Source organism: Streptomyces sp. NPDC079020 (genome assembly GCF_044542225.1).
GTDB lineage: Bacteria > Actinomycetota > Actinomycetes > Streptomycetales > Streptomycetaceae > Streptomyces.
In genome coordinates this window covers 153812-179034 of the sequence record NZ_JBITUB010000014.1, presented here as the reverse complement: position 1 = coordinate 179034, position 25223 = coordinate 153812, and the positions used below count along the sequence as shown (strand labels likewise).

20 protein-coding genes and 3 pseudogenes are annotated in these 25223 nt (G+C 70.2%); 15 read left to right on the top strand and 8 right to left on the bottom strand.

Annotated elements, in window-relative coordinates; genetic code table 11:
- Positions 1–359: 359 nt before the first annotated feature.
- Positions 360–710, bottom strand: a complete 351-nt coding sequence (locus ACIGJO_RS27210; protein WP_399962401.1) for a hypothetical protein — start codon at positions 708–710, stop codon at positions 360–362.
- 1840 nt (positions 711–2550) lie between these two features.
- On the opposite strand from ACIGJO_RS27210, the gene ACIGJO_RS27205 reads away from it, so the two are divergent.
- Both ACIGJO_RS27205 and ACIGJO_RS27200 read left to right on the top strand, forming a co-directional pair.
- Positions 2551–3804 (top strand): cytochrome P450, encoded by a 1254-nt coding sequence (locus tag ACIGJO_RS27205; RefSeq protein ID WP_399962399.1) that lies wholly within the window; start codon positions 2551–2553, stop codon positions 3802–3804.
- Between the two features lie 4 nt (positions 3805–3808).
- A complete protein-coding gene (locus ACIGJO_RS27200; RefSeq protein WP_399962397.1) occupies positions 3809–4033 on the top strand; it encodes a ferredoxin in 225 nt (74 codons plus the stop codon).
- A 436-nt stretch (positions 4034–4469) separates the two neighbouring features.
- Here ACIGJO_RS27200 and ACIGJO_RS27195 read toward each other — a convergent pair whose 3' ends face one another.
- Positions 4470–4976, bottom strand: a complete 507-nt coding sequence (locus ACIGJO_RS27195) for a DUF4232 domain-containing protein (protein ID WP_399962395.1) — start codon at positions 4974–4976, stop codon at positions 4470–4472.
- A gap of 561 nt (positions 4977–5537) precedes the next feature.
- Here ACIGJO_RS27195 and ACIGJO_RS27190 point away from each other — a divergent pair.
- A complete protein-coding gene (locus ACIGJO_RS27190) occupies positions 5538–6338 on the top strand; it encodes an SAM-dependent methyltransferase (RefSeq protein WP_399962393.1) in 801 nt (266 codons plus the stop codon).
- Between the two features lie 161 nt (positions 6339–6499).
- On the opposite strand, the pseudogene ACIGJO_RS27185 reads toward ACIGJO_RS27190, so the two are convergent.
- The 6 genes and pseudogenes from ACIGJO_RS27185 to ACIGJO_RS27160 all read right to left on the bottom strand — a co-directional run.
- A pseudogene (locus tag ACIGJO_RS27185) lies at positions 6500–6730 on the bottom strand (flavin reductase family protein); the annotation flags it as partial.
- A 257-nt stretch (positions 6731–6987) separates the two neighbouring features.
- Positions 6988–7524: a hypothetical protein gene (locus tag ACIGJO_RS27180; RefSeq protein WP_399962391.1), complete on the bottom strand. Its 537-nt coding sequence runs from the start codon at positions 7522–7524 to the stop codon at positions 6988–6990.
- 3 nt (positions 7525–7527) lie between these two features.
- Positions 7528–8124, bottom strand: a complete 597-nt coding sequence (locus ACIGJO_RS27175; protein ID WP_399962389.1) for a matrixin family metalloprotease — start codon at positions 8122–8124, stop codon at positions 7528–7530.
- A 137-nt stretch (positions 8125–8261) separates the two neighbouring features.
- Positions 8262–8819, bottom strand: a pseudogene (locus tag ACIGJO_RS27170) (B3/4 domain-containing protein); the annotation flags it as partial.
- Positions 8820–8957: 138 nt separating this feature from the next.
- Positions 8958–9389, bottom strand: a pseudogene (locus ACIGJO_RS27165) (FMN-binding negative transcriptional regulator); the annotation flags it as partial.
- Between the two features lie 41 nt (positions 9390–9430).
- A complete protein-coding gene (locus tag ACIGJO_RS27160) occupies positions 9431–10267 on the bottom strand; it encodes an EamA family transporter (RefSeq protein WP_399962387.1) in 837 nt (278 codons plus the stop codon).
- A gap of 118 nt (positions 10268–10385) precedes the next feature.
- On the opposite strand from ACIGJO_RS27160, the gene ACIGJO_RS27155 reads away from it, so the two are divergent.
- From ACIGJO_RS27155 to ACIGJO_RS27100, 12 genes are all read left to right on the top strand, one after another.
- Positions 10386–10970 (top strand): helix-turn-helix domain-containing protein, encoded by a 585-nt coding sequence (locus tag ACIGJO_RS27155; RefSeq protein ID WP_399962385.1) that lies wholly within the window; start codon positions 10386–10388, stop codon positions 10968–10970.
- Between the two features lie 355 nt (positions 10971–11325).
- Complete coding sequence (locus ACIGJO_RS27150; RefSeq protein ID WP_399962383.1) at positions 11326–11517, top strand: hypothetical protein; 192 nt, start codon at positions 11326–11328, stop codon at positions 11515–11517.
- Positions 11518–13794: 2277 nt separating this feature from the next.
- Positions 13795–14454 carry an MSMEG_1061 family FMN-dependent PPOX-type flavoprotein gene (locus ACIGJO_RS27145; RefSeq protein ID WP_399962381.1) on the top strand — a complete coding sequence of 220 codons (660 nt, stop codon included), beginning with the start codon at positions 13795–13797 and terminating at the stop codon, positions 14452–14454.
- 397 nt (positions 14455–14851) lie between these two features.
- Positions 14852–15220, top strand: coding sequence for a hypothetical protein (locus tag ACIGJO_RS27140; protein ID WP_399962379.1), 369 nt, complete (start codon positions 14852–14854; stop codon positions 15218–15220).
- 48 nt (positions 15221–15268) lie between these two features.
- A complete protein-coding gene (locus tag ACIGJO_RS27135) occupies positions 15269–16708 on the top strand; it encodes a hypothetical protein (protein ID WP_399962377.1) in 1440 nt (479 codons plus the stop codon).
- The gene (locus ACIGJO_RS27130) at positions 16681–16803 is read left to right on the top strand and encodes a hypothetical protein (RefSeq protein ID WP_399962374.1); all 123 of its coding nucleotides are present in this window, start codon (positions 16681–16683) and stop codon (positions 16801–16803) included. The genes ACIGJO_RS27135 and ACIGJO_RS27130 overlap by 28 nt, the downstream gene beginning before the upstream one ends.
- An 863-nt stretch (positions 16804–17666) precedes the next feature.
- Positions 17667–18344 (top strand): iron-containing redox enzyme family protein, encoded by a 678-nt coding sequence (locus ACIGJO_RS27125; protein WP_399962372.1) that lies wholly within the window; start codon positions 17667–17669, stop codon positions 18342–18344.
- Positions 18341–19321 carry an MFS transporter gene (locus tag ACIGJO_RS27120; RefSeq protein ID WP_399962370.1) on the top strand — a complete coding sequence of 327 codons (981 nt, stop codon included), beginning with the start codon at positions 18341–18343 and terminating at the stop codon, positions 19319–19321. Before ACIGJO_RS27125 ends, ACIGJO_RS27120 begins: the two co-directional genes overlap by 4 nt.
- 5 nt (positions 19322–19326) lie before the next feature.
- Positions 19327–20355: an ornithine cyclodeaminase family protein gene (locus tag ACIGJO_RS27115; protein WP_399962368.1), complete on the top strand. Its 1029-nt coding sequence runs from the start codon at positions 19327–19329 to the stop codon at positions 20353–20355.
- Complete coding sequence (locus tag ACIGJO_RS27110; RefSeq protein WP_399962366.1) at positions 20352–21668, top strand: hypothetical protein; 1317 nt, start codon at positions 20352–20354, stop codon at positions 21666–21668. Before ACIGJO_RS27115 ends, ACIGJO_RS27110 begins: the two co-directional genes overlap by 4 nt.
- Before the next feature lie 44 nt (positions 21669–21712).
- A complete protein-coding gene (locus ACIGJO_RS27105; RefSeq protein ID WP_399962364.1) occupies positions 21713–23587 on the top strand; it encodes a hypothetical protein in 1875 nt (624 codons plus the stop codon).
- 154 nt (positions 23588–23741) lie between these two features.
- On the top strand, positions 23742–25136 hold the full coding sequence (locus ACIGJO_RS27100; protein WP_399962362.1) for a cytochrome P450: 1395 nt from the start codon (positions 23742–23744) through the stop codon (positions 25134–25136).
- Positions 25137–25223: the final 87 nt, after the last annotated feature.

Genomic DNA, 25223 nt, shown 5'->3' with positions numbered 1-25223 from the left:
GACGTGCACGACGATCCTGATCAGCGCGCACGATGTGACTGCGGCCGACTTCCTTGCCCCCGCCCCGCCCACGATCCGAGTCGCACAGCCGCTTCCTGATGTCGGCGATGGCGCAGGCGTGGCCGGGAGAGCCGACGTGACTGGATCCCCGCAGGTCGATCTGTCGGCGGTCGTGCCCGGCGCGAGCGGCGGGGCCGAGGCGGGCCAGGACCGAGGGCGAGGGCGCCGGGCGGGGCGGGCATGGTCCGGTCCGCATTCGACCGGGTCTCGAGCGGGCGCCGGCGGGCCGGTCGACGCATGCTGCCGCGTCGATCAGCCCGCGATCGCGGCCGTGGCCGCACTACTGGCGCGGTGAACGCTCAGGACCCATTGAAATAGAAGACGGAGGCCACGACGACCAGTTCCTCCGGCCAGTCGATGTCGATCCGGAGGTGCACGGTGTTGTCGTCCTTGGGGACCACGTTGTAAACCTTGAGGGCCGCGGCCCCCATGAACGGCTTGCGGTCGCCGTTCGGGTCGATCTCCGCCAGGGAGACATAGACCCGGGAGGCGGAGGTGACGAAACGCATGGGCAGGATCTGGTCGAAGACTCCCTGACCCGCCAGGGAGAATCTGTCGGCTCCTTGATCAGTGCCCGCGGATGCGGCGCCCAGCCGCACGACCCCGTTGGGCCATGCCTCATTTCCGGGCGTGCCGTTCTGGTCGCTCATCTGCGTGGCCTTTCGCGTCGATGGTTCCAGGGGTGCCGTGGTCTGCGAATTCGATTTGCGCCATTCACACCGTGTTGCGGTCGTGATCGTACGGAGCCTTCGAGCGTGCCCGACTTACCCCACTCCGCCGCTTGCTTCGCGTGGCCTAGTAGGAGTTGGTCAGCTTCACTCGTCCTGGCGTGCCTGTGAGGCGGCGGGATGCCCGCACAGCACGCGGAGGTCATCCGGCTCCGCGAAGTCGCCGCAACGACCGGGTCAGCCACCCGGCTCACCTCTAACCACCGCCACCAGAGCCTGCGATTGGCACCGCGTACCGGGCAGGATGCCCGCTCCCGCGTACAGACCGCAGACGGCGGACGGCAGACCGCGCCATCTGCACAACGGTCCTTCCGCCAAGGGGATACCGAGGCATCGAGCGTCCATACCGGTCATGAGCGCGCCTGCCCGACCCGAGGTCCGCAGCGACTGACACGCCTCACATCAACGGTCGCGGAATACACCACCTCCGGCTGCCCGCGTCGCAAAAGGCGGTCACCACACCATGTCTGCCCAATCGCCACGCGGGGCGACCCGCCCACGGTCACCGCCCCGGCGCAAGCCGCTCCTTCACCGAAGACCGCGCGCGGGTGCCGGGACACACGTCGACGCCCTGCGGGACCCCGTTCACCACAAGGGCATCACGACCACCTTGGGCCACTACCGGACCGCACGGGAACGCGAGCGACTCACCGACCGCGCGTCGCGCGGTGATGCCGTCCGCACGACTCCCCCGAATCGGAGCAGAGCCGGATGGCCGCACCAACAGGCCGGTCCGACGGGAGAGCTTCCTCGATCGATCAGAGGGTCGCAACGTCCGCGCCTCCCCACCCCGCCACCTCCGGACAGCAGTGGACACTGGGCGGCACCAGGTCCGCTACCCCAATGGCGTCACCATGGTTTCACTCTCGCACAGCCGCAAGCTCGCCCTCCGTCAAAGCGGCACGACATCACCCAACACTCAGCAAGAATCAGCAGGTCCAAGGCCCATCAACAACAAAGAGCCAACCTGGCTCGCCATGGCGTCGCCAATGTGCCATGATGACATCATGAACCTCTTACTTGACGGCAGCACCCTCCGACGGGAGTGGGCCGTCGCGGCAAACGTGGGCGTCGACGAAGCCCGTACGCCGCGTCAGCGACTCACCGACCCTCCGGGCCCCACAAGCCGGCCCGCCCCGCTCAACGCACTGTTCGCCGCCATGGGCAAGCCCACACGGAAGCCGACGCCGATCTCCGTCGGCGTACGACTGCCTGGCTCGCCCCCGCGCCCACGGAAACGCCGCCGCCCGCGCCCGTAGCGTTCCGGAAGATGCCGGTGCCGGTCACGGCCCCGCCGTACCCGTACCGCCCCCACCGCCTGCGGATACCGATGGGATTACCCCGTCGCGGATCGCCTTCCGCCTCCCCACCCGCTTCACGGCCCACGCCGACAGCGCCGCGGCGGAGCGCCTGCCGGTCAGCACCCGGCCGACGTGGGCGGTGCGCCCACGTCGGTGACGGGCTCGGAGCGTCGTCGGCGGCGTCATCGTGCCGATGGAGTCCGCGCCCGCAGAACCCTCGCCCGTCGGCCGAGCAACAGCTCCTCACTCCGCTCGTCGAGACCCTGCGCGGCCGTGGCCCGGCACCGAACCGGCTCCAGCGCGGTCATCGGGCTCGTCCGGTACGAGGTGTTCCCCCGGCCGGCTGTATCCGGACGCACCGCACCTTCCGAACCGGCTCCAAGCGGTAACCGACGTTTCCCACGCACCACTTCACCGATTCGCACCAGCGTTACCCCGCCCCACGATCACGGGAGGACCCCATGTCGCACGACCCGACGGCCGTCGGCGCCACCACCGGTGCCACCACCGAGGACATCACCGCCGATGATCTCCCCACCCTGCCCACCGACCGGCACACCGGCTGCCCCTTCGACCCGCCCGCAGGACTCACCGCCCTGAGCGACGAACCGATGCGCCGCATGCGCTACGCCGACGGACATGTGGGCCGACTGGTCACCGGCCACGCCACGGCCCGCACGATCCTGGCCGACCCCCGCTTCAGCTCGCGTTACGAACTCCTGCATCTGCCGGTACCGATGGCGGGCCTGTCAGGGGAGATACCACCGGCGCCGGTCGGCGACATCATCGGCCTCGACGCCCCCGAACACACCCGCTACCGGCGCCTGCTCACCGGCAAGTTCACCGTTCGCAGGATGCGTCAACTCACCGAACGTGTGGAGCAGTTCACCGAGGAATGCCTGGATGCCATGGAACAGGCCGGGCCCACGGCCGACCTGGTGGAGGCATTCGCACAACCCGTGCCCGCGCTCATGATCTGCGAGCTGCTCGGCGTGCCGTACAGCGACCGGGAGCGGTTCCAGGGCCACGTGGCGACCATCTTCGATCAGACAGCGGATGCGCAGGCGACAGGCGAGGCCTATACGGCGCTGCTGCAGTACCTGGCCGAACTCGTCCTCGCCAAGCGCGTCGAGCCCACCGACGACCTGCTCAGCGATCTGACCACCTCCGACCTCACCGACGAGGAGCTGGCCGGGATCGGCGGGCTGCTGCTCGCCGCCGGACTCGACACCACCGCGAACATGCTCGGCCTCGGCACCTTCGCCCTGCTCAGCAATCCCGACCAGCTGGACGCTCTGCGCGCCGACCCGGGCCTGGCCGAGCAGACCGTGGAGGAGTTGCTGCGCTACCTCAGCGTGGCCGACCCTCTGCTCCGGTCGGCGCTCACGGACGTCGAGGTGGAGGGCACGCTCATCAAGGCAGGCGAGACGGTGACCATTTCCGTGCAGGCCGTCAACCGGGACCCCCGCAGATTCCCCGACCCCGACCGGCTCGACATCCACCGCAAGGCCACCGGGCACATGGCCTTCGGCCACGGCGCCCACCAGTGCCTTGGGCAGCAGCTCGCCCGCGTCGAGATGGCCGTCGCGTTCCCAGCGCTGCTCGCCCGTTTCCCCACCCTGCGCCTCGCGGTGCCGCCCCAGGAGGTACCGCTGCGCAACCGCTCCAACATCTACGGCGTGGTCAGCCTGCCCGTCACCTGGGACAAGGAGTAGCACCATGAGCGACCCTCAAGCGCCGCTGCGTCTGGACGCCGACCGTGAGCGCTGCGCCGGCGCCGGAATGTGCGCCCTGACGGCTCCCGCGGTCTTCGACCAGGACGAGGAGGAAGGCCTGGTGGTGCTCCTGCACCCCGAGCCGGCACCCGAGCACCGCGCCGCCGCCCGGATGGCTGTCGGCCTCTGTCCCGCCGGGGCCATCGCCGTCAACTCCTCGGACTCGTAGCGACCGTGGCGCTTCCCGGACCGCGAGCCCCCACCGGGCACCGCGCATGCCGTGGGCCCGTGGCTCTCGCGTAACGGACCCCGGCACAGCACGCCGACGGGCCGCTCCGGCTCGCGCGCCGGCAGGCGCCCCGACCGTTTCCTCCCCGCAGTGGTCCCGGGCCGCGATGGAGGCGCGGCCATCCAAGCGATCCAGGTCGGCGAGGACACCGATTTCAGGAGCACGCCGAGCAGGGGGCTGCCCGCTGGCCCTCCCCGGCCTACTCCCTGCACGACTGTGGGCCGGCCGGGACCGGCGTCCGCACATCACCGGGACAGGACACGCAACCACCAGCGGCCGGAGGCTCGTACCGATCGGCGGTCCGGACGCACCGAACGGCCGGTGGCGTTCCGCGACAGGAGCACTGTCCGGAACTCCACCGGGGTGCGGGCGGAGGTCAGGCGCCGTTCCGAACCGGGCCGATGAGGGTGCCTGCGGCCACCTTGAGCGTGCCCTCGGCGACAGATGTGCCGGGGATCTGCCCGTCCGGAGCCTGGAGCGTGAACGATGTCCCGTCCACGGGAATGCCCCGGACGCTGTTGGGGACCTGGATGTCGAAGTGCACCGGGTGACCCGGGCCGAAGGTCACCACGGTCTCCTGGCCGCCGTAGCGGCCTGCGGTGACCCCGCTGTCCGAACCGCGGTCCGAGAAACGGACGTCAGTCGGCGAACCGGCCAGCTCACACGGCTCGTACCCGCGCGGCGCGGTCAGAGTGACACGGTAGTGACGGTGCCCCGCGGTGTGGTCCGCCTCGGTGATCTTCGCTGTGTGGTTGGCGGGACGGCAGGCCGAGGGGGCACCACTGCCGCCCGTCGTCCGTGAAGCCTGCGCGACTCCCGCACCGGCAACGCCCACCAGCACGGTGGCGGCGAGAGTGAGGGCAATCCTCCGGTCAGTACGCATCCTGAACGCTCCTTGCCTAGCTCAATGGCCTGCGGGTGTTGCCCGCCGGAACTGGTCGACGCCATTCCTGCCCGACTTCCCGCACGGAAAATGTCCCAGGATCGCCACAGACGAGCCCCAGTGGGTGAGGGCCCCGCACCGCGCACCCACGCCACCTGCCGCGATCAACCAGCCCCTCGGCGCCCTCACCGGCGGCACCCACCCGACCCTCACGCCACCAGTACCCGCAACCCCATGCGCCCGGCATGCGGGCAGACCGCCCCCGCCGGCCCGTTGGATCGCCGGGACGTGATCCGGAACTGCCTGCGTACGGCCGGACGGCGACCGTTCCCGTCCCGCCGATCAACCAACTCGGCCGATTGCGCGTCGACTCAGTCTTCCGTGCGATGACCAACAGTCGATCACCCAGGAAGGTGCGCCCTGCGGTCCAACCCGGAACCGAACCAATGGACTTGAGACACACTCCGGCACGATGTCCGAGCGGTGGTGATGGCCAAGTCCCTGCCGTTCACCCGGCGTGCGACGATACGCATGGACAACTGACGTACGAATATGACAATTATGGAGAGCGCTTTGAGCGGCAACGACGCTGACTTCCGCAGGCGGATCCGATCGGACGTGCCCCATTCCGCCCGGGTGTGGAACGCATGGCTGGGCGGGAAGGACAACTACCCGGTCGACCGGGAGCTGGCCGACGCGGTTTGCGCGGCCTACCCGCAGACGGTCGACATCGCCCGCGCCTCGCGTGCGTTCCAGGCCCGTGCTGTCCAGTACCTTGCCGGGCTGGGCGTGCGTCAGTTCCTGGATGTGGGAACGGGCCTGCCGGTGGAGAACAGCACTCATGAGGTGGCGCAGGGCATCGTGCCCCAGGCCCGGATCGTCTACGTGGACAACGACCCCATTGTGCTGGTCCACGCGGCGGCACTGCTGACCAGCGCTCCCGAGGGCCGGACGGACTACGTGGAGGCGGACCTGTCCGACACGGACGCGGTGGTGGACGCGGCCGCCAAGACGCTGGACCTGTCCGAGCCGGTCGCCGTGATGCTGCTGTCGACCCTGGGACACCTGGCCCCGGCCGAGGGCATCGACGTGGTCCAGAGATACATGTCCCGTATGCCGTCCGGGAGCTTCCTCATCCTGTGCGACACGGTGAAGACACCCGCCACGCTCGCGGCCGAGAAGGCGTATGCGTCGGGCGACAACCCGCCCTACCTGGTGCGGGAACCGGAAGAGATCACCGGATGCGCCGAGGGTCTGGAACTGGTCGAGCCGGGCTTCGTGTCGATCTCGCAGTGGCGGCCGGCTGCCGGCGAGGAGCCGGTACTCGTCGACCAGTGGGGACTCGTCGCCCGCAAACCATGAACCTCACGGCGGCGTGCGCTGATTGTCCGTAGTGGGACAGGCATCAGGCTCGCCGGTCCGGTGTCCGCGACGGTGACACGTGCGGCAGGGCTGCCGACGCTCGCCCCGCTCCGGCCGCTCCGCTGCCGTCGCGGACACCGGACCGGCCTGTCGCTGCCCTCTACAGGCGGCAGACGACAGGCGTCGGCGGCGGTGGAGCCGGCGGTGAGGACGTTCACGGTGAAGCGGCCGACCCGCTCGATGACGCCTTCGGTGCGACTGCCTCGCTTGAGCGGGATGAGCAGGGTGGGTGGATCGATCGACATCGACAGCAGGGAGTTGACGGTCACGCCATGCGGCCCCTGGTCGCTCCGAGTGGTGACGACCGCGACGCCCGTCGCCCAGCGGCGCATGGCCTCACGGAACGCGCCGGGCTCCGCCCCGTCGCCAGGAGCACCGGCTCGCGAGGACGGCAGCGAAGTCACCACGCCGCAGCCAGGGGTGCGGGGGACGCCAGTGCGGGGAAGTGCGGTGCGACTTCTTCGGTGAGGTGCCCACCGTGAAGCGCTGCGCGCTTGTCCAGCACTGCGAGCGGGGCGCGTTGACGTCCCACGACGCAGCCTGCCTGCGCCACTCCCCTCACCGGCAGGTCGGCCGCGCGCACGCGGTGTCAGCATTCCGCGGGCTGGGGCAGGGCGGCCTTCGTGGCGATGTGGCCGGTCCACCGCTCGACGGCTTGGTCCGGGTCAGGGGTGTCCTCGGAGTACAGCACGTAGCCGTCCCCGTAACTGCCGCCGTTGTAGAAGCTGACGATGTACTGATGGCCGGGACGCAGCACGTCGTACCGGTTGTCAGCACCTGCGGTGCTGAAACCGCCGTCGCGCTTGACGTCGACCGACTGCCCCAGCGCGAGTGTTCCTGCCGCCGCGCCCTTCAGTGCCGTGTCGATGCGGACCTTCACCGTCTGGACTCCGCCGGGCAGTTCGGGCTCCTCTTCGAGGTAGCCGATCGTGCCGGTGACGGTGACGAGTGCGAGGTTGGCGCTTTCCGCGGCGACGTACTCGGGGCGGGAGAGGTCCGGTGCGCACAGGCTGTCGGACCGGGTGGTGGTCCCGGCGTCCGGCCACCAGGTGTATCCGCCCCAGCCGCCGGCTGCGAGGACGAGGAGGGCGGCTGATCCGGTCACGAGGGTGCGGATGGATGTCATGGCTCAGCCCCAGAGGCGTTCGTAGTTGGCCTTGTCCACGTCGGTGGGGGCCTGGAGCGGGGTCCGGCGCGGCTGGTTGGTCCACATGACGGACAGCACGTTCTCTTTCTTGTGGCAGAGCCCGAGTGCGTGCCCGAGTTCGTGCACCGCTACCGCACGGCGGGCGTCCCGGGTATTGAACGGCGCTTTGTCCAGCCTCGTCTTGTTGAAATAGATGTGGTCGATGCCGTTCTTCTGTTGCCAGGTGCCCAGCGTCGAATTGTTCTTGGACCAGTCGCGCCATTCGACATCGTTGACCGCGGTCACGTGGTCCGGGGCGATCCTGATCAGGCTGAGTGCACCGGAGCGCTGGTACCACGTACCCGTCGCCCATCCGAGGGCGTCGTTGTACTTGGAGTCGTCCTCCCAGAGCAATTCCTCGCCGCTGTCCACGCTGGACGCCGATGCCCTCTCCATGACACCGGAATCGGAGCACGAAGCCGGTTTCGCGGCGTGGGAGAACGCCTGGTGGGCGTGGGCCCCCGCCGCACCGGCGAGCACACCGGCACAGCCGGCAACGGCCAGAACGTACGCGTGCCCGGCGGTGACAGTGCTTCTCACACCCGTGTCAACGACCGGAGCGTGGACGGGTTGTGCCCACCGGTCGGCCGTTCGGGGCAAGGCCCGGGACGATGGCTCAGCCCGGTATCTCCTCGATCCGCTAGCGGTTGACCAGGAATGGGGGCGGGGGCCGGTCCTCAGACGGTGATCCGGGGCTGGTCCGGGCTGAGGTGGTACACGGCGGTCTGCTCGGTGTGCGGGGCGAGCAGCCCCTGCAGTTCCTTTGCCGCGGCCTTGAGAAGGTGGCCGTCGCGGGTGGCGTGGAGCGTTTCCAGGATAAAGGCGACGCTGGTGGAGTCTTCGGTGACGCGGGTGCGGTGGGCGTCACGGTGGTTCCAGTGGCGGGTCAGGACGCCGGTGGAGTCCGTGTAGATGATCTCGCCGGACTTGGGCGTCTCGACGGTGCCGGGCTCGCCGAGCGGGGTGAACTCCTCGGTGCCGTCGGCGTACCGGATGTCCACGTCACCGGTGACCTGGTCCAGGTCGAAGGCACCGGCGGGCAGGCCGTGCTGGACGGAGACGGCGTTGTAGGAGTCGACGGCCGGGTTGATGCGCGGCAGAGTCCCCTTCTTCGTAAGGCGGCGGCCGAGCGCGTCGACGCTGGGCCGGATGCGGCGGGGGTTGGTACCGAAGGACCGATAGGCGGTGTGCCACGCCTCGATCCTCGGGTCGTTCTCGTCGGCGGGCCGCCGCGTTCGGTGGAGGCGGTCGGCGACTCCGGCACGCTGTTCGACGGGCTTGTGGTCGTCGTACTTGAACCTCGCCCGTACGTCGGTGGCCTGAAGGCGCAGACCGCGGATGCCGGACAGCATCCGGTCGTACGGGGGCTGATCGACGGCGACCGGGGCATGGTCGCCGTCGGGCTGGAAGTGGGCGAGCCGGCGGCGCAGAAGTTCGGCCTTGGCTTCGGGGGCGTCGACCAGGTGTGCACGGCAGGTGAACTGAACGGCGGCGTAGTAGCTGGTGGGGACGCCGTCGAAGGGCGGGGTACCGGGCTTGGCGCGCCAGGGGCCGGGGATGCAGGCGTAGTCGCCGATGACGGTGAAAGTAACGTTCGGGTCGTGCTCCATCGCCGCCCAGACCGGGTTGGGCCGGGCGAGGTGGATCAGCAGGTCGCCGTCGTAGGAGGTGAAGTGGGTGGGGGCGACGGCGGGCGGCTCGCCGGGCGGGCCGTTGACGCTCAGCTGTCCGAAGTCGTGGCCTGCGGCGATCCAGGTCTGCCATTCGGCCGCGTCCAGGGCCGCGTCCCAGGGCTGGATGAACATGCTTCTCTCCTTGCGCGCGATCGATGAAGGCGGGCGGCGGCTCAGGTCAGGGCGAGGAGGCCGACGGCGATGGCCGCGGTGCCGAGCCCGACCAGCTGGCTTCGGTGGATCCGTTCGGCCAGCACGCTGCGGGCCAGCAGAACAGTGCCCGCCGGGTAGAGGGCGGTGATCACCGCGACAACGGCGAGGTCCCCACCGCGGGCAGCCATGAGGAACAGCAGATTCGCCACCGAGTCCAGCAGGCCCGCCGCCGCCGACACCGCGTAGACGGGCTTCTCGGAGCCCAGCCTGCGGAACATCAGCCCGGCCGCGGCCAGGGTGATGACCGAGGAGACCGCCCGTCCCATGATCAGCGGGGCCACCCCGCTGTCGGAGGGTGCCTGGTGCAGGAAGATCAGCTGGAGGGCGATGGCCGCACCGGCGCCGAGGGCCAGCAGCAGCGCCGCACGGGAGGGGCGCGCCGTCCCGGCGCCGTGACCGGCACTGACCATCACCACCGCGGCCAGCGCGAGCGGCAGGCCCACAAGTCCGGCGGCGCCGAGGTGCTCGCCCTGCAGCAGCCCCACGCCGACGGGGAGCATGGCGGACACCAACGCGGTCACGGGCGAGAGCACGTTCATCGGACCGATCGCCAAAGTCCTGTAGAGCAGGGTGAACGCGGCGGCCGAGGCGACCCCGGACGCGGCACCCCAGCCGAGGGTGCCGGCACTGAACGATGCGCCGAGCACCGGCCACAGCATGATCTCCAGCGCGAGAGAAGCCGGGGCCGCGATCATCACGGTGCGCAGCACATGGGCCTTGCGCGCGCCGAGGCCGCCGAGGAAGTCGGCGCACCCGTAGGCGAGGGAGCTGCCCAGGGCCAGCAGCAGAGCGATCACGGCACATCCCTTACTATGCAATGGAACGACCGAACCGTACAACGAACCGACCGCCCCGTGTCAACCAACCGACCGCACGGTGCATTCCAGCGGTCCCCTTTGTCAGGATGGTGATCGGATGGCCGAGACGGACGCAGCTCTGCGGACGCTCGCACACAATGTCAGGGCGGCACGCACCCGGGCCGGGCTTTCCCTGGATGAACTCGGCCGGCGCGCCAGAGTCAGCAAGGGCGCCCTGGTCGCACTGGAGAAGGCGCAGGGGAACCCGAACTTCGCGACCCTGGTCCGGCTGGCCGACACGCTCGGCGTTTCCGTGTCCGCCCTCATGGAAGGACGGGCCGAGGGCCGTGTACGCGTCGTCTCCGCCGACACGGTGATGCCGCTGTGGACCGGCGAGCGGGGCAGCGAAGCCCGGCTCATGCTGACGACCGCGGGGCCGGCCCCCACCGAGGTCTGGCGCTGGCAACTCCAGCCGGGCGAGGAATACCCCAGCCACCCCCACCAGGCCGGGGTCGTGGAAACCGTCAGCGTCACCGCCGGCCGGATGATCCTGGTCGTCGACGGCACTGAGCACCCCGTCGAAGCCGGGCAGACCGCCGGCTTCGACGGCGATGCCCCCCACGCCTACCGCGGCGCCGGCGCCGAGACCTGCCACCTGATCATGACCGTCCACCTGCCGCCCGGTCCCGCCTCCACGGCGTGACCCTCGCAGCGCGGGGCGGGCGGCACGTCGCATCGACGACGCCGCCTCGCGGATCCCCTGAACCGGCGCCTGTGACGACTGCGTCACCGCGAATCCACCCGAGTGGGCCGAGAACAACGCCCGTGTGCGGTTCTCGTTCGGGTCCTCGCCACAAGGCCATGGGCCCTGCCGCCGCGGGAGAGGTGCGTGGGAAGCGCGGAGGTGAGCGGACCGGCGCCGGTGGTGGCACCGCGGCACATCGTTCCGGCCTGCGGGTACTCACCGCCCCTCCCGCACTGCCCCGGCGCAAGGCCGGCACGGCGAACCGGAAGTGGCCGACCGGTCGGTGCGGGGTCCGGGCCGAGGGATGGTGGTGGTGCACGGGAGGGGGCCGGACAGGAACACCCTCCCCACCGCGCCCGGCTGGATGATCATCGTCGAGACGGGACACGAGGCGATCCCGACCGGGCGGCGGGAGGACGAGCACACCCGCATGGGCCACCGCCCGCCCGGCACCCGGCACCCGGCACCCGGCACCCGGCACCCGGCACCCGGCACCAATAGCTAGCCCTGGCCGGACGCGAACAGCGCGGCGATGAGGCGCTCAGACACGCGGCCTGCCGGGAACTACCCGTCGGATCGGCCCCACTGGATCACACGACCAACGTGTTCGCGTGGCGGGATGGGGCCACCCCCCCCGGGGCCGAACGGTGTCCTCACCCGGCCCCGGCGCCGGGCTCCAGCACCACGGACACCGCCCGCGTCGCACTGACTCCCGTACGCCGGCCACCGGTCCGCCCCCATCTCCACCAGCCCACTCACGCACCACCAGCGAGCCCGAACCCAGGGCGTTCCGGACCCATGATGTCTGGCCCTGCGTCAGTTGCGCCGCAGTGCACGCCCCTTCCGCACGCGGAGGACCGTTCCCCCGACAATGAACGCCGCGCTCAGTGCGGCGGCACCCATGAGGAAGGGCTCACTGCCGGTGCCGGGAAGTTGAGGCCGACCGGGATGGGACGGCGTCGGTGTCGGCTGCCCTGGGGTGGGCGGCTTCGTGGGAGATGTCGGCGTCGGCGTCGGCTCCCCAGGAGTGGGCGGCTTCGTAGGTGACGTCGGCGTCGGCGTCGGCTCCCCAGGAGTGGGCGGCTTCGTAGGTGACGTCGGCGTCGGCGTCGGCTCCTCCGGCTCCCCGTAACCCGGCGGCGTCGGACGCGGCTCCTCCGGCTCCCCGTATCCGGGCGGCGTCGGACGCGGCTCTTCCGGCTCCCCGTAGCCCGGCTCCTCCGGCTCCCCGTAACCCGGCGGCGTCGGACGCGGCTCCTCCGGCTCGCCATACCCGGGCAGCGGCGGCGTAGGACCGGGCTCCTCCGGCTTCCCGTACCCCGGCTCCCCGTACCCCGGCTCTTCCGGCTCGCCATACCCCGGCGGCTTCGGACCCGGCTCCTTCGGCTCCTCCGGCTCGTCCGGAAATGCGGGCGGCGCAGAAGGGGGCGTCGGTGTGAGATGGCCGGGGCGCCCGTAGCCGTCACCGCCCGATCCCGATGCGTCGAGGGCTTGGCGTGGAGGGGCGCACAGGCCGGTGACCGCCTGGGCGGCGATCCCACCGAGGTTGAGCTTCCCGCAGAGACCTTCGGGGAGCCTGCCGATCTCCTGGTGGTGGCCGCCCTGGGCCGACTCCGGAGTGCCACCGCCGTTGCCCTCAAGGTTCGCCGCAACCGCGAAACCTCCGGTCAGCGACAGGATCCCCGACACCGCGGTGGCGGTCAGAACTCTCTTACCGATGATGGAACGCATACCGCTCTTCCTTGTGGGAGAAGGAGAAGCCGCCAGGGCACCTGTCCCTGGGACTGCTGCTCGTCGGACACCAGCAACCGCTACGGGAACGCGGGCCCATGCCGCAGCAGGTGGGAGGTGTCGGACAGCGCGTCACAGTCGTCGCCCCCAACCGCCACGGGTCCTTGCCCTCCCATGCGGGGTCGGTGGGAGCGTAGGAACGTCACCGGGCGGAAAGCCGGTCACCACACAGGCGATGATCGGTAAATCATTCGATTAGCCGAACTGGGGGACGTTCCGTAGTGTCCGCAGGCTGTCTGCCCGCTCCCCGGGCCGTGTCATCCGGTTGCGATGCCCGGGGTCTGGCGGCAGCGGGCGGTCAGTACCGCGCACCGCAGTCGGCAACGGATACCGCACAGGCGAAAGCAGGACAGCCGCGTACCCGTGCTACGCCCCCGGCCTCGACGAGCGGCCCGGACCCGCGCTGCGTCCCGTGTACGGCCCCGGGCCCACCGATGGAAGCCCGTTCCGTCCTCGGCGTGCTGGTCGACCAGCACCGCGAACCCCTGGGCGAGCTCACACGCACGCCCCGCGTCGTGGTGACAGCTCGTCACGGAGCCATCGGGAGTGAGTACGAGGGGGTTGCCTGCGAGGCCGAAGGACACGAACGAGTCCCCGGTCGGTGCCGGGCCATCCGTCGCGGCGGAAGCGCAGGATGAGGCCTACGACGCTCACGTGCTCCAGCAGGTCCGAGTCGTTCCGCAGCCCGTACACCGGAACGCCGTCATAGCGACCCCCGAAACGCTCGACGAACTCGGCGCCTCCCGTCGATGATCACCCGCACATCGCCCGTGACGCCCGCACGCGCGGCGCGCTATCCAGCTCGGGGCGAGTTCCGCGGCCGAATCGCCCAGATGCCGGCGCGACAGCCCGCAGAAGGCAGGATGGGGCATGGCAGCGCGGACCTGTTTGATCGTCACACACCAGACAGCTCTCGTGCCCGTCCCCCTGTCCCCGCCCCCGCCCTCACCGGCCGAGAGCAATCGCAGGCCGGCTCGTTAGGGTCGGAGGTATGACGACACCCCTTGCCGGCAGCGCCTTCGACCAGCTCCGCCACGACGCCGTGCCCGACCAGGAGACGCTGCGCCGGGCCTACGCACTCCCCAGCGCCGCGGCCGTGCGCAAGCAGATGACCGAACTCACTGATCAGACCCGCCGGTTGATCGGCTGCTCATCACTGGTCCTGGTCGCCAGCGCGGACGCCGAGGGCAACTGCGACGTCTCGCCGCGCGGCGGCCCCGCCGGGTTCGTCGCCGTCCTGGACGCACGGACGGTGGCGATACCGGACGCGACCGGCAACAAACGGCTCGACACCCTGCAGAACGTCATCGCCACCGGACGGGCCGGGCTGCTGTTCGTCATCCCCGGGCGGACCACCACGCTGCGGGTGAATGGCCGGGCTGTCGTCTCCACCCGCCCGGAGCTGCTGTCGCAGCTGACCGCCGTGGGAAAGCCGCCGGCCAGTGCGCTCGTACTGGGAATCGAGGAAGTCTACCCGCACTGCCCCAAGTCGCTGCTGCGCAGCGGGGCCTGGAAGCCGGAGCAGTGGTTGCCGACGGACGCCCAGCCGACCTCGGCCGAGGTGACGCTGGCCCAACTGCGGATGCCGGAGCTGACGATCGCCCACATCGAACAGGTGGAGGCGGACTCGCTGAAGTATCGGTACGAGTAGCGGGCCGATCCGCGAGTGAACACCAGCCGGCCGAACCCCCGACCCAGCACGCCGCAGTAGCCATCGTGGGTCAGCCCATTGGTCGGCAACCCGCGATCACGGATCGTGTCCGTTCCCGGGACCGGTCCCGCTCCACTTCCGCGTGAGAAAGGGTTCTGACACCGGATCGGTGGTCCGGACCCGCCGCCCGGGGACTGTCCCCGATCTTACTCGGGAGGGCCGCCCGTGACGTAACAGGTGTCGCTGCCCGGCGGTGGGCTTCCTGGAAGATTCTCCCGGGTCGCATCGGGTGTGCATACGGTGACGGCTGACGAGCTGACAGGTAGGTCCCATCCGGGAAACCGGCCGTCGGCGGAACCTGCGGGCCGGTGCCCAGGCGCATAGGGATGTGGTGTTCGTGGATGTGGTGCGGGAGTCGGCCGGTGCGGGGCGGGTGGTGCTGTGGGAGGAGTCGGCCCGGGACGGCGCGCAGGCGAAGACGCTGATGTCTCCTGGTTTCCGGGTGCGGCTGGCGCGTGAGTCGGGACGCATGTTCGGTGCGGACGGGCCCCGGCACGTAGTGTTCGCCGCCGGATTTCCCGCGGTGTGCGCCGAGGAGTTCGAAGCGGTGCGCCGGGTCGCGGTGGAGGCTGAAGGGGCGGTGAGTGTCGCGGCGGTCTGCCGCGGGGCGCGGCGGGATCTGGAGCAGGCGGTGGCGTCCGTGCGGGGCAGTCGGCATGCCCGGGTGATGGTGGTGGTGCCGCGTCCGAGGCGATGGCGCAGGTGATGGGTCCACCGCACCGCGCCGGAAGCCCTGCAGGCCGGGGCCGATCTCGTGAAGGCGGCCCGTGATCTGGACGAGGGGGTGGCGCGTGATCTGGACGAGGGGGTGGCGGTGGATGTGTGCCTGGCGGACGCTTCCCGTGCCGATCACGCCCTGGTGGCGCACCATGCGCGGGTCATGACCGGTGCGGGGGCGGGGCTGGTCGTCCTGGCGGACACCGTCGGTGCCCAACTGCCGTACGGCTGCGGGGAAATGTTCCGCTGGGTCCGTGCGGAAACCGGGAGTGAGGTGATGCTGGCCTCCCATCTGCACAACGATCTCGGGCTGGGGCTGGCCAACACCTTGCAGGCACTTGGCGCGGGGGTGCGGATGGTGTCCGCCTCCTGGCTGGGCATAGCCGAGCGGGCCGGCATGGTCGCCACAGAGCAGCTGCTGTTCCTGCTCGCCCAGCACTCCGGAGAACTGCGGGGCGAGGACGCCGCGCCGTGGTGGATCCCACCGGATCTGACGCGGCTGCCGGTCATCGCACAGATGGTGGCCGCCGAGACGGGTGTCCCGCTGAGCGTCACCACACCCATCGCCGGGACCGGGGTGGGTTCCCTCTCCACCGGCACACCGTTCGTTCACCCACGGCTCTTCCAGCCCTACGATCCCCAGGAGGTGCTGGGCATCACGCCCCGTGTGGTCCTCACCCACCTGGCCAGTGCCCGGGTCGTCACCGCCGTGGCCACCCGCCTCGGCCACACCCTCGGCCCGGTACAGACCCGCGGCGATGGCCTGGGTGAAACAGCGCGCCTACCGCACCGGCGAGGCCGTGGTCGAGGACGGCGTCTTCGCCGGATACCTCGACGGCCTCACCCACCGGGCGGCTGGAGGCACACCGTGAGCCCCGACGCCGCCGCAGCGCGCGAGGCGGCAGGCATGGACGACGCCCGTCGGGCCCTGCGCGAGGGTACAGCCGTGGTGCTGCCGAACCCGGCACCGCTGACCCACGTAGTCACCGCCATCCGGCCGCACACCGTGAACGAGGCCAAGGCTCGGCCCCCCGGGCAGCCGGTCGCCCTGTGGGCCCACCACGCCGAAACCCTCCACACCACCACCACCGCCTGCACCGACCTCGGCCCCGCGAGCGTGGCTCTGGCCGGCCGGCTGCTGGCCGAGGAACACCTGACTCTGCTCCTGCCGCTCCGCGCGGGCGCCCGTGTGCCGGCCTGGCTCGCGCCCGCGTGCAAGGACGGCCGGGTACTGCTCTTCGGCGCCCGCTGGCAGCCGCTCGTACCGCTCCTGGACGAACACCCCGTGCTGTACGTGAGCAGCGCCAACCGCACCGGCCGACCGCCCGCCCGCCCGCCGCCACCCCTGCCGAAGCACTGTCCATGTTCCCCGCCGCCGTCCCCGTCCTGCACGTGCCGCACCCGGACGACGACCCGCCGAACAGGACGGCCCGGCGGGCGACGACCACCATGTCCCTGCACCCCGACGGCCGTCTGACGCTGCACCGCCACGGCGCCCAGGACCGGCCCTACCCGCACCCGGACGACTACCTCGCCCACCTGCGCATGCGGTACGCACCCTCGTTCACCTGAAGCGGGTCACCTGGCCGCGCGGAAGGCACCCCTCGCGGCCGCCCTCGCCCCGCGCAACGAGACGGCCTGCCATCCCCAAGGGACCGGACCCGTGCGGGAACCCGGATCGCGATCCCGCTCCGGTTCGCCCGGTCGCTCTTCCTTCTCAGGCGGACCGGCGTGAACGGGACCCGCCTCGTATCCGTCGGCATTCACGCCCCGCGCACTGGCCCAATACCACCTCCGTCAAGAACTCGATGCGCACCAGAGACCCCCGGGGTTCGCATATACGAGGGCAGGCAGCCTGTTGCAGGATCGATCGGGCCGCCGGAAATCCTTCCGGGGGCTGTTCGGAGATCCGACCGAGAGGTGTTGAACATGTCCATCACCATCAAGCCCGTCGCGAAGACCGTCATGAGCAAGGTCGCCGGTGCTGTCCTCTGTGGCTGATCCACAGCGGCAACGGTGAATCGGCGCGGGAGGGCGCATCCACCCCCTCCCGCGCCTCCCCCGGTCGGGCCTCGCACGCATTGTCCGAAGGGTTTGGTCATGGCAACCTCGGCGCATGCAGATCACAAGCCTCAGCTTCGGCACTGTACGTTCTTCGTTCCCCATCAGGGCAAGGTTCTGATGATCGTGGGTGATCAGCACTTCAAACTTGAGCAGCACGGCGCCGAGCTGAAGGACTTCCTCAATCTGAAGCGGTATCTCGACGGGCGTCACACGGTCGAGGAGATAGCCAAGATCACCGGTGTGGCCGTGTCCGACGTCCAGGGAATCGTGGAGAGAGTTTCTCGGAACAGAATCTTCTCCGCCAGGAAGACGCCTCACTGGAGAAGATCCCCGCCGACGCCTTCCTGCGGCAGATCGACAAATCGACGGCGATGTGGACCGAGCAGATCGGCTACCACCGTCTCTGGTCAGGGCTGGAGAACAAGGACTTCCGGCGCGAGGTCTTCCTGGGCCTGATCCTGGAGACGTACCACTACATCAACTCCGCCAGCAGGCACATCTCCACGGCGAGCGCGCACTGTACGGACCCTCACTGGAAGCGTCTGCTCTCCGAGTATCTGGCCGAGGAGTACAACCACGCCTGGATGGCCCGGGACAGCCTGGTGAACATGGGACTGTCGAAGGCGGAAGTGCAGAACGCGCACCCCGTCATCAGCACCTGGTCCTGGATCAACAATCTCTGTGAAATCGCACGCGAGGACACCCTCGGATATCTCGCCTGCACAAAGCTGTTCGAAGCCCGTGGCACGGAAACCCTTGAAGGCGCCGAGACGCTCCAGCGCCTCGCGGAGGAATACGGATACCCAAAGGACTGTCTGTCACCGCTGGTCTCCCACGTGGCGGAGGACGTCAAGGCGAATCACACCGGCCTGCTCGAAGAGGCGCTGGAGCATCACTCCCACATTCCCGCCGCTCAGGCCCATCGGGCCGTGAACAACCTTCACGACCTCAAGCACTCATTCGACCAGTACAACGACGGCATCATTCTGTACTACTCGGATGTATCGAACTACATCCCGCGGCTGAAGGTCGACCACTTCAGCCTGTGAGCAGATTCGCCGATTCCGCGACAGTCTCCGGACCGGCCTCCGGGCGGCTGCCGTCGGGGCCGTTCTCACGTCTGTGGGTCGCCTATACGGTCAACGTGGCGGGTGACGAGTTCTACGTTCCGGCTGTGCCGTTGATCGCCTATCAAGTGGGCGCTTCGGCGGGAACCATGTCGATTCTCTTCGCGTGTTCACTGCTTCCGCAAGTGCCCATGGGGGTGCTGGGCGGAGTTGTCGCGGACCGTTCCAACCGGGTGAGCGTTCTTCGCGCCTGGTACCTGTGCTCGGCTCCGACCCTGGCGGCGGTCTGTGCGGCCTTCACTCTCACAGGAGTCCACCTGGCAGGTCTGGCCGCGACAGCCGTCCTGCTCGGAGTGGCCGCCCCGGTCTCCGCCGCCGCGTTCGGCAGTTCCATCCCCACCTATGTGGAAGCGTCGGAGCTGTCCCGGGCCAATGCGATGACCGAGGCGTCCCGGACCGTGTGTGTGGTCCTCGGGCCGGCGGCCGCGGGAGTGCTGGTGGGCCACGTGGCTCCGCAGTACGCCCTCCTGGTCAACTCGTTCTCGTTCGTCGTGGCGTTCCTGCTGTCGTGGAAAGCCCCGACGCGGGGTTTCATGACCGTCATGGGGGCGGCCACCGTTGCTCAGGGAGGCTCCGTCATCGTCGTGGCGCTCAGCGATTCCGTAGTGGTCGTCGCCTGCGCACAGGCTTCGTTCGTGTCCGGGATGCTGGTGTACACGGTCTACTGGCGTGCGATGCGGCAAGCCCATGTCCCTTCGGGGTATCTGGGAAGGGTTTCCGGCATTTGTCGCGCTATCGCCTTCGGCGGGGCATTTCTCGGCAGCCTCGTCTCTGCCGCCCTCCTGAGCGGAACGATGGCCGCGGACACTACGCTGCTCAGTGCCGGGCTGGTGGTGTGCCTGCTCGGAATCGTAGTGACCGCCCGGTCGGTGGTCCGCCGCACGACAACAGCGATGTGAAACAGATGACCTTGCTCCTGGGTGCGGCTGAGCTGCACCGTCTCCTCGACGTCCCCACATGCCTGGCAACGCTGCGGGAGGCCCTGGTCTCCGTTGCCCGCCAGGAGGACGGCGAACGCGCCGGGTACGCGGCCCAGCGCGTCCAGCACGATCTTCCTGCCCCGGGACGGATCGCGGCCGTATTCCCGGGCCTGCTCCCCGGCGTGCCCGCCTACACGGTGAAGGTGAACGCCAAGTACCCCGCGTCCGTACCCGCGATCACGGGTGTGATCTGCCTGCACGACCTGCGGAACGGGCAGTTGCTGGCCCTTGTGGACTCCGGCACCGTAACGGCCTGGCGCACCGGGCTGTCCGCCGCTCTGGGGACCGCCGAACTCGCCCCGCCGAAAGCCGGACCGGCCCGGACCGTCGGGGTCGTCGGCGCGGGCGAACAGGCCCGCCTCACCCTTCGGGGGCTGCACCACCTGACCGGCTTCGACCGGCTCGTCATCCACGACGAACGCCCCGAGGCCGCGGCGCGGTTGGCCGAGGAGTGGACCGCGCGGGGCATCGACTGCCTCATCGTGGACTCGGCCGCACACGCCTGCATGGCCTCGCAGATCACTGTGACGGCCACCTGGTCGCGTACACCCCTGCTGGACCGGGTCGATGTACCGCAGGGCAGTCACCTCACGTCACTGGGCAACGACGAGCCGGGGAAGAGGGAGCTCTCGACGGACCTCCTGCACAACTCCCGGCTGTTCGTCGACGACATCGCTCTGGCCACGACGGGTGGGGTTCTGCACGCCTCGGACATCGACCCGCACGACGTCGGCACCCTGGGCGACGTACTGGCGGGCACGCACCCGGGACGGCACAGCGCGCGGGAGACCACCGTCTACGCGCCGGTGGGCCTGCCGTTCCTCGACCTGGTTCTGGCCTGGCACGCCTACGGGACCGCGAAGGCGTCCGCGGTGGGAACCCACTTCGACTTCGGGAGCCCTCAGCGCCAGCCTCCCGCCACGCCGAATCCGGACCGGAAGGAAGAGGCATGACAGCGGCAGCAGAGCCCGCTCGTCTCCGGGCGGTCTCGTCGGCCGATTTCCCTCCCACCGCGCTCTACCAGAGCCCCTGGACCGTGTCCCTCGCGATCGCCTTCGCCTTCCGCGGGGCCGGCACGTACGTCATCGACGACATCGACAACGCCGGTGTCGAACGCGGGAATGAGGACCAGCCGCTCTTCCGGGTGGTCCGCAAGGAGGTGATGAGCAAGAAGGGGTGGACCAACTGCCGCCCGTTGTCGGCCTTCTGCCCGGACGGGCTGCTCCACCCTCAGCTGGCGCGCGCCGACTACGCCGGGCTGGACCGCATCGTGCCCTTGGCCGTACTGGCCCGGGAGAGGGGTACCACCGTCCCCCGCCTCCTGCGCACCACATCGCTGCCCCACGGGCTGTGGAGTCTGGCCGGACCGGACCGCGCCATCACGGCCGTCCCCCGGCACACGGCGGCGGCGGGGATCTCCGAGATCATCGCGCGCCACGAGGAAGCGGTGATACGCACCCTGCCGCGCGAGCAGGACCGGGCGCCCGCGTTGAGGCGATTACGCCATCTCATGCCGGATCCGGGTTCCGAACCCACTCTGCTGGAGTACTTCCGCACCTGTCGGGGAAGGGCACTGTCCCTGCTGGGGACATCGGCCACGGTGCTGTCCGCGGCCCGTGACCTGCTGCCGGGCGACGGAGGGAAACTGCTGCCCCGCTTCCGGCACGGCGACCCGCATGCCGTCGGCGCCTACAACACCGCAGCCCGGCTCCAGGGAAGCCGCACCCTCGGTCAGGACCACCCCCTGCCCTACTACGTGGTGGACCTTCATGACGGCCGGCGCCTGCCCCTGTCCCACGGCACCGCTGTGGGACAGGGGCAGATCATCGCGCCGAAGATCCTCGCCATGGAGGGTATGGCCAACATGGCCCTGCCCCTGGACACCGCCTCCCGGGCGACGATCAGAGCACGCGAATCGGCCTACCGTGAGCTGGACTCCGGATCCAGCCAGACCTTCTACGAGACGAACTGGCTGCCCGCGCTGCGCGGTTGCCGTACGGAGGTCTCGGTCCACGGCCTGTTCCGCCCCTTCGTGGGCGGACGCGCCAAGGTCCCGCTGGAGGACCTCGCCGACGCTCTCGTCCACGCCGGCCCCCCGGTCGTGGGCCAGGAGGACCTGTGGAACAGATGGGCGGCGGCCGAGACCCTCAAGGACCTCGCGACCTGGCAGTACCCGCTCTTGATGTGGGCCGTCGCCGGAGAGGACTGGCTCGCCCGGCTCCAGGTCCTGCGGTACGCCGCATACGAGAACGCCCCGCACACCTGAATATGGTGGCCGGAAGGACGGCACGGAACCTCTGGAGGGTGATCATGGGCGGTCGGGAAGCGGCGCGGGTGTGGGGGGACCGGTTCCCCGACCCGCTTGTGGTCCGGCAGCGTCGAGGTCCGGTGCCGACGGGCCTCGCACGGCTGGCCGACGGCCTCCGCGACGAGGCGTGCCGGCGGAGGCTGGCGCGGCTGACCATGGGACCGCCCGGCCACCCCTCTCTGGACGGTTCACAGGTCGTGACCGCCACCGATTACCGGCCGTACGAGTCCATGGGCATCTCCGGCTCGCCGGACGGCGACCGTCTCTGCGCGGAGTTCATGGACGCGCTGTTCAGCGACGAGGTCACCAGGAGCGTCCAGGAGAGCGGTCCGATGGCGATCCTGGCCGCCACGCACGCCGTCCGGCAGATCCTGGCCGGCCCCGGCAACCCCGTGGGGGACCGGCTGGCCGCGCTCGCCGCCGCCGTTCCCGCCAAGGGCGGTGAGGCCGGGCCGATCATCGCCGAGTACGTCGCCCGGCACGCCAAGGACCGCACCCAGGCCGCGTTGATGGCGGTCCGTGACTACTGGGGCAGCATCAACACGTTCTGGCTGCCGCGGGGAACCGGTGAGTTCCTGGACCTGTTCGGCGCTGTGTTCATCCTCGCCAGCGCCATCGACTACGCCGGTGCCTCGGACGACTCCGGGGTCGGTGGCCGGGACCTGCACATCAGGGCCGCTGCCGAGGGGACCGTCGCCGTGGCCGGGCGGGCCGCCGACCTCGCACTCCAGGAGACCGTCCTGACGTGCGGGGTGATGCTCGCCAAGGACGCCCTGCGCGATGTCTCCGCCCCGCTCCCCGACCCGCATCGGTACCTGGCCGACGCGGGCGGTGCGCCGACCCCGCACGAGTACCGGTGGGCCCGGTGGTGGGACGCGGCGATGCTGCCCTATTTCCGTCTGGGTTTCGGCTCACCGCCGTACCGGATGCTCGACGACGACGGAGCCGGAACCTTCGACGCCGCGTTCCGCTGCCACCGGATCCGCCGGGCGATCGACAACTCCTACCGCTACAACGAGATCATCGGCATCCTCACCGACTACGCCCACGGGGAGACCTGCAACGAGGCGCTGCTGGCCATCGCCGCGGGAGGAGTCCGGGCACTCACCGGATACGCCCCCGCGTGCGCCCGCGTCGTCGATGACGTCCTGGCGTGCGACTGCGGAGAGGACGGGCACGAGGAGGTGGGCGAGACGGCCATGGGCGCCCTCGCCTGGTACCTGCTCACCCCTCGCTACGACGTCCGCGCCCAGCTGCACGCGCTGTCCACCGCCGGAGGCGGCTTCCGGCGGGAATTCTCCCTGAGCGCGGAGAAGCCACGGCTCGCATCGGTCGCGCGGACCAGGCTGACCGACGGCGACATGCTCCACGGCCCGGGATGGGAACCGCTGTGGTACGAGGACGGCACACCCGAAACGCACTGGGCCGGTCAGCTCGCCGAACGTACCGCGCGACGCGTCGTCACCACCGGCACAGGTACCGGCATCTCCAGCGCCTGTGCCGCCGCGGCGCACAAGGCCATCAGTGCCTGTGCCACGACCGCGCCCGACAGGCTGCCGCACCTGGCACCCCTGTGGCGTGAGCTGTTCCTGACCGCCGCCGCACCCACCATCGACTCCACCGCTGTCGGCACCTCCGCCTCCCACAACGTCGTCACCCGGCTCGCCGGCCTGACAGCCCGTATCTGGTCGCACGTCATCGCCGGCCCCGGAACCGCCCCCACCCCACCCGGCAACGCCGACACCGTCCTGTCGATCGACACCTGCCACGCTGTCCGGGACAGCTACGCCCTGCCTCCCCGGCAGGGAATCCGGAGGGGGATTCCCTGCCTCCCCGGCAGGGAATCCCCCTCCGCCGAGCGTTCATCGGCACACTGACGAGCAGCGCTGAACTCAGCGGAATCGGCCCCTGCGGCCGGCTCATCGACGGAATCGTCACCGCCCTGACCCCGCAGGACCAGGACCAGGACCACGCCCGCGGCCGAACCCGCCGACCGTGACCACGAGGAATGCCGGCCGTCCCACGGAGGACATGTGCCATGAACGAGACCACCCCGAAGGGCGGGGCCACAGGACATCGGGCGTACGGGTGAGAGATCTGCGGCTGATCCCCCCGGCCCCCCACGCGTGGCCTCTGGTGGGCCACCTGGTGACCCTGGCACGGGACCCGTTGGCGTTCCTGAAGTCGCTGCCCGCCCACGGTCCGCTGGTCCGCGTCCACATGGGCCCCGTCCCACTGGTCGTGATCTGTGATCCGGAGCTGACCCGTCAGGCCCTGGTGGACGACCGTCTCTTCGACAAGGGCGGACCGGTGTTCGACCGCTTCCGTGACGTTCTGGGGGACGGCCTCAGCAGCTGCCCGCACCATGCCCACCGGCGGCTGCGCCGACTGACGCAGCCTGCGTTCCATCCCGACCGCCTTCCCGGCTACGCACGAACCATGACCGCCCGCATCGAGGAGGTGACCGGCTCCTGGACGCCGGGACGGACCCTGGACGTGCCCGCCGAGATGATGTCGATCAGCTCCCAGGTCACGGCCGCCACCCTGTTCTCCAACTCCCTGCCCGCAGCCGAACTCGGACAGCTCATCGACGACGTCAGGACGATCGCGGGCGGGCTCTTCCGGCGCATGCTCCTGGCCCCGCCCCTGGACCGGCTCCCCACTCCGGACAACCGTGCCCATCAGCGCGCACATACGCGCCTGCGTCACACCTGCGACCGGATCATCGCCGAGCGGCGCGCCGACGGCACCGACCACGGCGACCTGCTCTCGGCCCTGGTCGCGGCCCGCGACATTGAGGACGGCGGACGCGGTATGACGGACGCGGAGATCAGCGACACGATCCTCACCGTCTTCCTGGCCGGGACGGAGACGACCGCCAGTACCCTCGCCTGGGCACTGGACCTGCTGGCCCGCCACCCCGCGATCGAGCAGCGGCTGCACAGCGAGCTCGGCACCGTCCTGCGCGGAAACCCGGCGTCCCATACCGATCTGCCCTGCCTGGAACTGGCCGGACGCATCATCACCGAAACCCTCCGCCTGTATCCCTCGGCCTGGTTCCTCACCCGCACGGTCACCCATGACACGCAGCTCGGCGGGCACCCGCTCCCCATCGGCACCAATCTCGCCTACAGCCCCTACCTCATTCACCACCGCCCCGATCTGCACACCGACCCCGATACCTTCGACCCCGACCGCTGGGACCCCGAGCGCCCCCAGCCGCCCCGACACGCCTTCATCCCCTTCGCCACCGGAGCCCGCAAGTGCATCGGCGACGCCTTCGCGATGACCGAGGCCACCCTCGCCCTCGCCGGCATCACCTCCCGCTGGAGCCTCGAACACCTGCCCGGCCACCACCGGACCCGCCCCGTCCTGGGCGCGTCATTCGGACCGGGAAGACTTCGGATGCGGGCAACTCCTCGGTAGAGGCGGCGGAGTCCGGTCGCCAGGGGCGGATCGAGCCACGCGTCCTTTCGCCGCCCGGCCCGGCCACCGGTCACAGCGGGCCTCGGG